The sequence below is a fragment of the Longimicrobium sp. genome, assembly GCA_036377595.1.
Classification (GTDB): domain Bacteria; phylum Gemmatimonadota; class Gemmatimonadetes; order Longimicrobiales; family Longimicrobiaceae; genus Longimicrobium.
This window is the reverse complement of the sequence record DASUYB010000205.1, coordinates 1-8,597: the sequence shown is the minus strand read 5'-3', so window position 1 is coordinate 8,597 and position 8,597 is coordinate 1. Positions and strand designations below refer to the sequence as shown.

The window sequence follows — 8,597 nt, the reverse complement described above, 5'->3', positions numbered from 1 at the left end:
CCCCCCCCGCCCGCGGCCGCGCCGACACCTCCCCTTCAGCGCGGATCCAGTCCCCCCGCCGCGTCAGCTCTTGTCGCTCGGCTTTCGCATCGCGGGCGATGGGCTGCCGAGCACCGGCGGGCGCCCGGAGGCCACGCAGGGAAGCGTGCGCAGCGCACGGCCGCTGGCGTTCAGGTTGAACACCAGGTCGTGCGTGGTCTCCTCGACGTCCCACCAGCGGATCACCAGCCGCGAGGCCGTCATCGCGCGCTGCGTGAGCGCGTACGTCTCGTCCAGCGGGAACCACAGGTAGAGCTTGCCGTCGCTGCCGGTCTGCGCCAGCACCGTGCTGTCGGGCGCGTCCTGGTCGAAGCGGAAGATGACGTCGGCGTCGTCGCCGCCGGGCTCGCCCTCCCACGCCAGGAACATCCCGGTGGTGTCGCCGTGGCACTGCCAGCCGATGAACGACTGGCCGTCGTCGGACGGCGAGATGGCGCCCGTGCGGCTGGCGTCGGTGATCAGGTCGGCCTGGTGGAAGATCGTGAAGCTGCCGATCTGCTGCTGCTGCGACCGCTGGGCTGCGGCGTGGGCGGCGGCGCCGGCAATCGCCAGCGCGGCTACGAGGACGGTGTTCAGGATTCGCATCGCGAGAACAGCGGGAGGGGAAGCGGGAAGATTTCGACGCGATAATGAAATCATCGAGCGCAGCTAACGTCAATCCCCCCATGCGAATTGCGACGATCACCGCATCCTGCGAATTCCGCAAAACCAACAGAATGTCTCGTGCCTGTGTTTGTGGATCGGCCCCTCGTATGATGCTTGAATCTACTCCCCCGACCGAGCCACTCGCGTGCCTTTCGTTGCTGTGCGATGCGGTGGGAAAAGCATTTCTTTCGTAGTCTCGCTAACGTAGTTTATAGCCCACTCACGACCGCGGTAGTAATCGAGAAGCCAGAGGACATCCCTGACTGCCAGCAGTACCTCTTCAAGAAGAAGAAACGTTAGTTCACCATTCCCCGAATGCGCAACTTGGTTCCTGAGTTCGACCCCCTCGTCCAAGACTTTGAGAAGTTTAGGCGGTATGAGAGCCTTCCCGTCAAAACCAAGTCGCACAGGAAGCGTTGGTAGGTACTTCCGAAGCATCTTGACCACGGGAGGTGTTGGCGCATTCATGGCTAGCCACTCTGCCGCAGGAACTAGGTCTGCTATGCATTCCTTCAGCCCGATCTCAAGTGCGGCTACACCGATAACCAAGGCACTGCGCGAATTCCGCAACCGACTGTCCCATGCTTCTCGGAAGAGAACGTGACCGACGGGCTCAGTCTGCCTGTCCGTGAGCATTTGGGTGAGTTCAGAAAATTCCTCCCTTGAAAGACCTACTACAGCTGAGGGACCAATTCTGAAGAGTGTATAAGCTGGAAGCACGTGCCAGAGGGTACCATCGAGCGACCATTCAGCATCGTGGAACCCTGCATGAAAAGGATCATGCGGAGTCCAAGCACCCATCCGCCACCGCAGAACCTCCACAACCTGCTTGATAGACGTCCCAAGTTCTGTTCGGACTTCATCAACAAATAAACTCGCATGCTTCGGGAAAAGGTCGGCCGGAAGAAGTCTACGTCCATTCGCTTCAAAGTAATCAGCCCACAGCGACGATTCAGGAGATGGCGACGCCTCGGGCACGACACCGGCCGCGAGAGATTCGAAGACAGACAAAATCGTTGGATCCGGCGTAAATTCACAAATTGCGGTGACAACTGTTGCAACTCGTCCATATCGCTCCCACTCCTTCTCCCCAGAAGGGGATCGCAACATCACACGAATGTGGTGAGGTCCGTCCAAGTCGAACTCCAGTTCGATGCCGTCATCTGTCTCCAAGAGCAACTCGGAGAGCCAATTCAGGAGGCGGAAATACATACGGCTCGCTTCTCGTGTAGATCTTTACCAAGGGGAGAGAACCTTACGCCGCATACGATCACTTTAGTCACCAGTCGCGCGTGGGGCGGCGGTCGGCGCGGGCGCGCTTCAGCACCTGGCGCTGCGCTTCCTTCTCCGCGCCCGCCGCACCGGTGAGGATGCGCTCGGCCTCGCGCTCGCTCAGCTCCGGCCGCGGCTGCTGCGACGGCGACGGCTGCGGCGCGGGCTGCGGCTGCTGCGCGCCCCCGCCGCCCGACGACGGGCTGCTCTCGTTGCCGCCCCCTCCCCCCCCCTGCCGCGGCGGTTCGCGGCGGAGGAGGCGCAGCGCCAACTCCAGGTTCCACTTGGCGTCCATGTCGCCGGGGCGGAGGAGGAGCGCCTCCTTGTAGTGGCGGATGGCGCGCTCCAGCCGCTCGCGCCGCTGCTCGTCACCCGTCACGCGGCGGCGGAAGACGGGCTCCAGGTCCGCGTTCCCCGCGTTGTAGTGCGCGCGCTGGCGCAGCGCGGCGACCCGCGTCTCCGCCGCGGCCTCCAGGTGCGGGCGGGCGTCGTCCCACCGCCCCAGCCGCAGCAGCGCCGTGCCCAGGTCGTAGCGCAGCGCGGCGGAGGTGTCGCCGTCGGCCAGGCGGCGGCGGTAGACGGCCTCGGCGCGGCGGAACTGGCCTTCGCGGTAGAGGCGGTTCCCCTCCGCGATGCCGCCGCCCAGCAGCGGCGGAAAGGCGAGCAGGAGCAGGAGCCGCTTCACGCCGCCCCCCGCGTCCGCGGCTTCCGACGCCGTCCCGCCAGCTCCTCGGGGACCAGCGCGTCGAGGGCCAGCAGCAGCAGCGCCGCCGCGGCGAACCACTCGTAGCGGTTCCCCGGCGCGCCGGCGCCCGTCCGCCGCGCCCGCCCTGGGACCCCGCGCGCGGCGGCGGCGACCTGCACGGCGGCGTTCGGCTGCGCCGCGTTGACGTAGACGCCGCCGCTGCGCTTCGCCACCTCCGCCAGCAGCGGCGCGCCCAGGCGGGAGACGGCCACCTCGCCGTTGGGCTCGCGCTTCCAGCCGAGTTGCTTCCCCGTCACCGGATCCAGGTCGGGAACGCGGCCGCCCTGCGGCGTGCCGATCCCCACCGTGCTGACGGGGACGCCGGCACGCCGGGCGATGTTCGCCGCGCGCAGCACCTCGTCGCGCTCCTCCAGCGCGTCGCCGTCGGTCAGCAGGACGAGCGAGCCGGACGGCATCTCCCCGCGCGTTTCCATCAGCAGCCCCATCGACTGGGTGATGGCCTCGGAGAGCGAGGTGCCGCCCTGCGTCACCACCTCGGGCGAGAGGCCGTCGAGGTACAGCTGCAGCGCGGTGAAGTCCGTCGTCAGCGGCGAGACGGCGTAGCCGCGGCCGGTAAAGATCGCCATCCCCACGCGCGCGCCGTCGAGCCGCTGCAGCAGCTCGCGCGCGGCGCGCTTCTCCCACCCCAGCCGGTCGGGCTCCACGTCGCGCACGCGCATGGAGTTGGACGCGTCGAGGACCAGCACCACGTCCGCCGTCCCCCCCTGCCCCAGCTCCGGCTCCACCCCCCAGAGCGGCCCCACGAGCGCCACGCCGAGGAGGAGCGCCGCCAGCGTCACCAGCAGGATGCGGCGGTTGGGCGCGGCGGTCAGGTCGGCCGCGCTCAGGCGGCGCACGAGCCCGGCCTCGCCCAGCGCCTCGGCGGCCTGGCGTCGGCGGCGCGCGTACAGCAGCATCGCCACCCCCACGATCGCCGGGAGGAGGGGGATGAGATGCAGCAGCTCGGGGTGCGCCATGCGGTCCATCTGGAAACCGATAGTCCTGAGTCCTTGGTCCTAAGTCCTAAGTCCTAAGTCCTAAGTCCTGAGTCCTAAGTCCGTGCTGAGTGCTGAGTCCTTTCCACTTAGGACTTAGGACCCAGGACTTAGGACTTTCTGTTCATGGTACCCTCCCCCACCGCGTGGCCCGGAAGCACCACTCGGAGACGAGCAGCGCCGCGGCGGCCAGGAGGAACGGGAGATAGCGCTCGCTGAAGCGCACGTAGCGCCGCACCTGCACGCGCGTCTTCACCAGGCGGTCGATCTCGGCGTAGACGCGCTGGAGGGCGCGCGTGTCGGTGGCGCGATAGTATCGGCCGCCCGTGGTCTGGGCGATCTGGCGCAGCAGCGGCTCGTCGATGTCCACGGGCATCCACGCGTAGCGCAGCCGGCCGTCGGGGGTGACGGCGACGGGGATGCGCGCGCGCGTCCTCGACCCCACGCCGATGGTGAACACGCGGATGCCGAACGCCGCCGACGCCTTCGCCGCGTCCACCGGGTTCACGGCGCCGCGGTTGTTCACGCCGTCGCTCATCAGGATGATCACGCGCGACTGCCCGGCCGCCAGCTTCAGCCGATTCGCCGCCGTCGCCAGGCCGAGCCCGATCGCGGTCCCATCCTCCAGCACGCCCACCTGGATGTTGTCGAGCGCGGCGCCGAGGAGGTTGTGGTCCGCCGTCGCGGGCACCTGCGTCAGCGCCTCGGCGGCGAAGGCGACCAGGCCGATGCGGTCGTGAGGGCGGCCGGAAATGAACTCCGCCAGCGTCGTTTTCGCCGCGCCCAGGCGGTTGGGGGTGAAATCCTGCGCCAGCATCGACGACGAGACGTCGATGGCCACCATGATGTCGATTCCCTCCGACGTCTCCTCCACCACGCGCGCGCCGGTGCGCGGCCGGGCGATGGCCAGGATCAGGGAGACGAGCGCCGCCGTGCGCAGGATCTCCGGCAGAACACCCAGGAATGCCGCCCCGCGCGTCCCCAGCGCGGCCAGCGTCGACGCGCGCGAGAAGACGATCCCCGTGTCGCGCGCGCGCCGGACGCGCCACCACCAGAGCGGCACGAGCACCAGCAGCGCCAGGGCCCACGGGTGCGCGAACTGGATGGTCACGGCGCCACCCCCACCGTCGCGTCCTCCGCGACTGGCTCCGGCGCGGCGAAGCTCTCCACCCACCGCCGCGCGTCGTCGAGGTCACGCCGCGCGTCGTCCGGCGCGCGGCCGCGGCGCGCGAACTTGGCCAGATCGGCGACGCGGAGGAGATGCTCCAGCGCCTCCACGCGATCCTCCGCCACGCCCGCAGCGCGCATCTCCGCGATCACTTCCTCCGAGGTCAGGTCCGTGCTCCAGCGCGCGTCCAGCGCCGCCGCCAGCCCGCGCAGCGCCTCGGCGACGAGGGTGTAGAACGCCTTCCAGTTCCCCGCCTCGATGAAGCCGGAAGTGCGCGCGCGCTCCAGCAGCGCCAGCGCGCGCTGCCGCGCCGTCGCGGGGACGCGCCGTTTGCGCCGCGCGCGGATCAGCTTCGCCGCCAGCCACGCGATCACCGCGAGCAGGAGCAGGGCGATGAGCGCGAGCGCGGCGATCATCCGCCAGTCGTGCGACGGGCCCCACACGTCGTGCGGCGGGCGAACGCGCCACTTCGTCGTGTCGTCCGGCAGCGTCGCGCGCACCCGCGGCAGGCGCAGGGTGACGGGGACGGTGGCGACGGTCCCGTCCGGCGCGGTGAGCCGCAATTCCGTCCGGGCGGTGTCCGGCATCCCCGGCACCCACGCCACCATGGGAACGACGACGAGGTACCGCGTCCGCGCGCTGTCCCGCGGTGAGACCGTCGCGCGGCCGAGCACACGCCAGCGGTCGGCGGAGTCCTTCGGCGCCTCGATCTCCACCCGCGTCCCCGCCGCGACGGAGACGGCGAGCCCCGACGAGAAGCGGTCGCCGACGGTGACGGTCTTCGGCTCCACGCTGCCGCGGTACGAGAATCCCGGCGGCGGATTCGGATCGATCAGCGCATCCACCGTCAGCCGCAGCGTGTCGCGCGTCCCCCCGCCCGCGCGGGGAAGCGGTGTGATGCGCTGGCGCTGCCCGCGCGGCGGGAGCTGGCCCAGCCGCTCGCGCGACCGCGTCGCAGGCGTGGTGTCCTGCGCGGCCAGCGGCGCCGTCGCCAGCAGCGAGAAGACGAGGAGGAGCCAGGCCGCGCGCGTCATCGGCGGAGCCGGCGCTCGCGGCGGCGGAAGAAGGAGAGGATCGCGCGCGAGGTGTCGCCCGCCGTGTTCAGCTCGATCGCATCGAGCCCCAGGCGGCGGAAGATGCGCAGGATCGCCGTCCGCTCGCGCTCCACCGCATCGCGGAACGCCCGGCGATGTTCATCATCCCCCGAATTGAAGACGACCAGCGCGCCCGTCTCGGGGTCGGTCACCTGCACCAGCCCGGCGTCGGGAAACTCCAGCTCCGCCGCGTCGGTGAGCACGACGGGAACGACGTCGTGGCGGTAGGCCATCGCCGTGAGCGCGCGCTCCAGCTCGTGCGTCACCGGCTGCTGGAAGTCGGAGACCAGGAAGACGATGGAGCGCGAGCGGAGGAGGCGCACGGCGTACTCGATGGCGCCGGTGAGGTCCGTCCCCACCCCCTTCGGCTCGAAGGAGAGGAGGTCGCGGACGATGCGCAGCGCGTGGCGCCGCCCCTTGCGCGGGGGAACGAACAGCTCGATGCCGTCGGTGAAGACGAGGAGGGCCACGCGGTCGTTGTTGCGCACCGCGCTCATCGCCAGCGAGGCGGCCACCTCGGCCACCATCTCGCTCTTGAACCGCCCGCGCGTGCCGAACCGCTCCGAGCCGGAGAGATCGACCATCAGCAGGACGGAGAGCTCGCGCTCCTCCACGTACTTCTTGACGAAGGTGCCGCCGGTGCGCGCCGAGACGTTCCAGTCGATGGTGCGCACGTCGTCGCCGGGGAGGTACTCGCGCACCTCGACGAACTCGATCCCCTGCCCCTTGAACACCGAGTGGTACTCGCCGCTGAAGCGCGACGAGACGAGCCCCCGCGTGCGCAGCTCGATGCGCCGCACCTGCCGCAGCACCTCGGGGAGCGCCGGCGCCGTGCTTGCGTGCGCGGGGAGCGCCGGCGCGTGCGGCCGCCGGCGCCGGAAGAGCGAGCGCAGCCAGACGAAGCGCCGCCGCGGCTCGCGTTTCGGTGGGGAGAAGCGGCTCAGCATGGCCGCCGCCTCCCGGGCCCTCTCCCTGGCTGCCCGGCGCGTCTGCGTCGCGTCCGGACAGCCTGTCCCTCCCCCAAAACAGCCTGGGGGAGGGACGGGCTCGCTTCGCTCGTGACCATGAGCGCGGCTCCGAAGCACCTCCAGCCTGCGTTGCACGGATGCGGCGGGCTTTCTCCGCTCTTTGCCCTCACACTCGAACCAGCCGCGAGCGGAGCGAGCCCACGTCCCTCCCCCAGGCTGTTTTGGGGGAGGGACCGGCGCGAAGCGCCAGGGAGAGGGCCCGCGCGGCCGCGGCCACGCTCCCTGTCCCGTTTCCGCGCGGTCATCGCTGACTCGGCCTCGCCGCCGCTCATCACCGCCACGATCGCCTCACGGCACGCGCACCGTCTCGAACACGCGGCGCACGATGTGGTCGGGGGTGATCTCCTCGGCCTCGGCCTCGTAGGTGGTGAGGATGCGGTGGCGCAGCACGTCGGGGCCGATGGCCTTCACGTCCTCGGGCGTCACGTACGCGCGGCCGCGCAGGAAGGCGTGGGCGCGCGCGCACGCCGCCAGCGCGATCGTCGCGCGGGGAGACGCGCCGAACTCGATCAGCGGCTCGAGGTCCGCCGCCCCCGCCGCCTTCGGCTCGCGCGTGGCGAAGACGAGGTTGAGGATGTAGTCCGCGATTTTGTCGTCCAGGTACAGGTTGGCGATCTGCTCGCGCGCGGCCAGGATCTCGTCCGGGTGCGCCACCCGCGCGACGGGGATCGTCCCCGGCCCGCTCATCCGCCGCAGGATCTCCTTCTCCTCGTCCCGGGTCGGATATCCCACCCGCACCTTCAGCATGAAGCGGTCGACCTGCGCCTCGGGGAGGGGATACGTCCCCACCTGCTCGATGGGGTTCTGCGTGGCCAGGACGAGGAAGGGCTGGGGAAGAGGATAGGTCTCGCCACCGATGGTGACCTGGCGCTCCTGCATGGCCTCGAGCAGCGCCGCCTGCACCTTGGCCGGCGCGCGGTTCACCTCGTCGGCCAGTACGATGTGGGCGAAGATGGGGCCCTTGTGGGGGACGAACTCGCCGGTGCGCGCGTTGTAGATGGTCGTCCCCACCACGTCCGCCGGGAGGAGGTCGGGGGTGAACTGGATGCGCTGGAAGGTGGCGTCGATGGTCTCGGCCAAGGTGCGCACGGCGAGCGTCTTGGCCAGGCCGGGAAGCCCCTCGAACAGCACGTGGCCGCCCGTGAGCAGCCCGATCAGCAGCCGCTCGATCATGTAGTCCTGCCCGACCACGCGCCGGTGCACCTCGGCGCCGATGCGGTCCAGGAAATCCGCCCGCGGCAGGTCCGCCGGCGCGTAGGGTGATGCCGTCGTCATTGCGATCCCGAATCTCCGCTCGATCCCCGATCCATCCACGCACGAGCCAACCGGCCCCGCACGCGGAAAGATCGTGCCGGGCCGGGGACCGGGGCAAATCGAGGGGGTACATCTAACCTTCAAGCGGAGATTTCCGCGGCCGCGGGGGCCCTCACCCCGCGCCTTAGAGCGCTCGCCCTCCCGATAACGGGAGAGGGTGGCGCGCCGCGCAACTATCCGCGCATTTCGCACCCCCCCTCGACGCGAGGCCAAGGCCGCATCACCGCGCGGGAACAGGAATTCGCGCTGAGTTCTCCCCTCCCCTGCGCAGCGGGGGAGGGGCCGGGGGAGGGGGCC

General features: G+C 70.1%; 8 protein-coding genes. All 8 read right to left on the bottom strand.

The features are described 5' to 3' along the window. Nucleotides 1-63: 63 nt before the first annotated feature. Entirely contained in the window at nucleotides 64-624 is a 561-nt protein-coding gene (locus tag VF092_31755; GenBank protein ID HEX6751913.1) for a hypothetical protein, read from the bottom strand. A gap of 180 nt (nucleotides 625-804) precedes the next feature. After that, the gene (locus VF092_31750) at nucleotides 805-1,896 is read right to left on the bottom strand and encodes a hypothetical protein (protein ID HEX6751912.1); all 1,092 of its coding nucleotides are present in this window, start codon (nucleotides 1,894-1,896) and stop codon (nucleotides 805-807) included. Nucleotides 1,897-1,963: 67 nt separating this feature from the next. Then, nucleotides 1,964-2,641 carry a tetratricopeptide repeat protein gene (locus VF092_31745; protein ID HEX6751911.1) on the bottom strand — a complete coding sequence of 226 codons (678 nt, stop codon included), beginning with the start codon at nucleotides 2,639-2,641 and terminating at the stop codon, nucleotides 1,964-1,966. Further along, nucleotides 2,638-3,687, bottom strand: coding sequence for a VWA domain-containing protein (locus tag VF092_31740; GenBank protein HEX6751910.1), 1,050 nt, complete (start codon nucleotides 3,685-3,687; stop codon nucleotides 2,638-2,640). The genes VF092_31745 and VF092_31740 overlap by 4 nt, the downstream gene beginning before the upstream one ends. A gap of 133 nt (nucleotides 3,688-3,820) precedes the next feature. Beyond that, on the bottom strand, nucleotides 3,821-4,807 hold the full coding sequence (locus VF092_31735) for a VWA domain-containing protein (protein HEX6751909.1): 987 nt from the start codon (nucleotides 4,805-4,807) through the stop codon (nucleotides 3,821-3,823). Further along, complete coding sequence (locus tag VF092_31730; GenBank protein HEX6751908.1) at nucleotides 4,804-5,898, bottom strand: hypothetical protein; 1,095 nt, start codon at nucleotides 5,896-5,898, stop codon at nucleotides 4,804-4,806. Before VF092_31730 ends, VF092_31735 begins: the two co-directional genes overlap by 4 nt. After that, nucleotides 5,895-6,905 (bottom strand): DUF58 domain-containing protein, encoded by a 1,011-nt coding sequence (locus tag VF092_31725; protein ID HEX6751907.1) that lies wholly within the window; start codon nucleotides 6,903-6,905, stop codon nucleotides 5,895-5,897. The genes VF092_31730 and VF092_31725 overlap by 4 nt, the downstream gene beginning before the upstream one ends. Nucleotides 6,906-7,274: 369 nt before the next feature. After that, nucleotides 7,275-8,261, bottom strand: coding sequence for an AAA family ATPase (locus tag VF092_31720; protein HEX6751906.1), 987 nt, complete (start codon nucleotides 8,259-8,261; stop codon nucleotides 7,275-7,277). Between the last annotated feature and the right edge of the window lie 336 nt (nucleotides 8,262-8,597).

Excerpts from the sequence above, each read along its gene's own strand:
- VF092_31730 (HEX6751908.1), bottom strand. The coding sequence starts at position 5,898 with ATGACGCGCGCGGCCTGGCTCCTCCTCGTCTTCTCGCTGCTGGCGACG.
- VF092_31755 (HEX6751913.1), bottom strand. The coding sequence starts at position 624 with ATGCGAATCCTGAACACCGTCCTCGTAGCCGCGCTGGCGATTGCCGGC.
- VF092_31720 (HEX6751906.1), bottom strand. The coding sequence starts at position 8,261 with ATGACGACGGCATCACCCTACGCGCCGGCGGACCTGCCGCGGGCGGAT.
- VF092_31750 (HEX6751912.1), bottom strand. The coding sequence starts at position 1,896 with ATGTATTTCCGCCTCCTGAATTGGCTCTCCGAGTTGCTCTTGGAGACA.
- VF092_31740 (HEX6751910.1), bottom strand. The coding sequence starts at position 3,687 with ATGGACCGCATGGCGCACCCCGAGCTGCTGCATCTCATCCCCCTCCTC.
- VF092_31725 (HEX6751907.1), bottom strand. The coding sequence starts at position 6,905 with ATGCTGAGCCGCTTCTCCCCACCGAAACGCGAGCCGCGGCGGCGCTTC.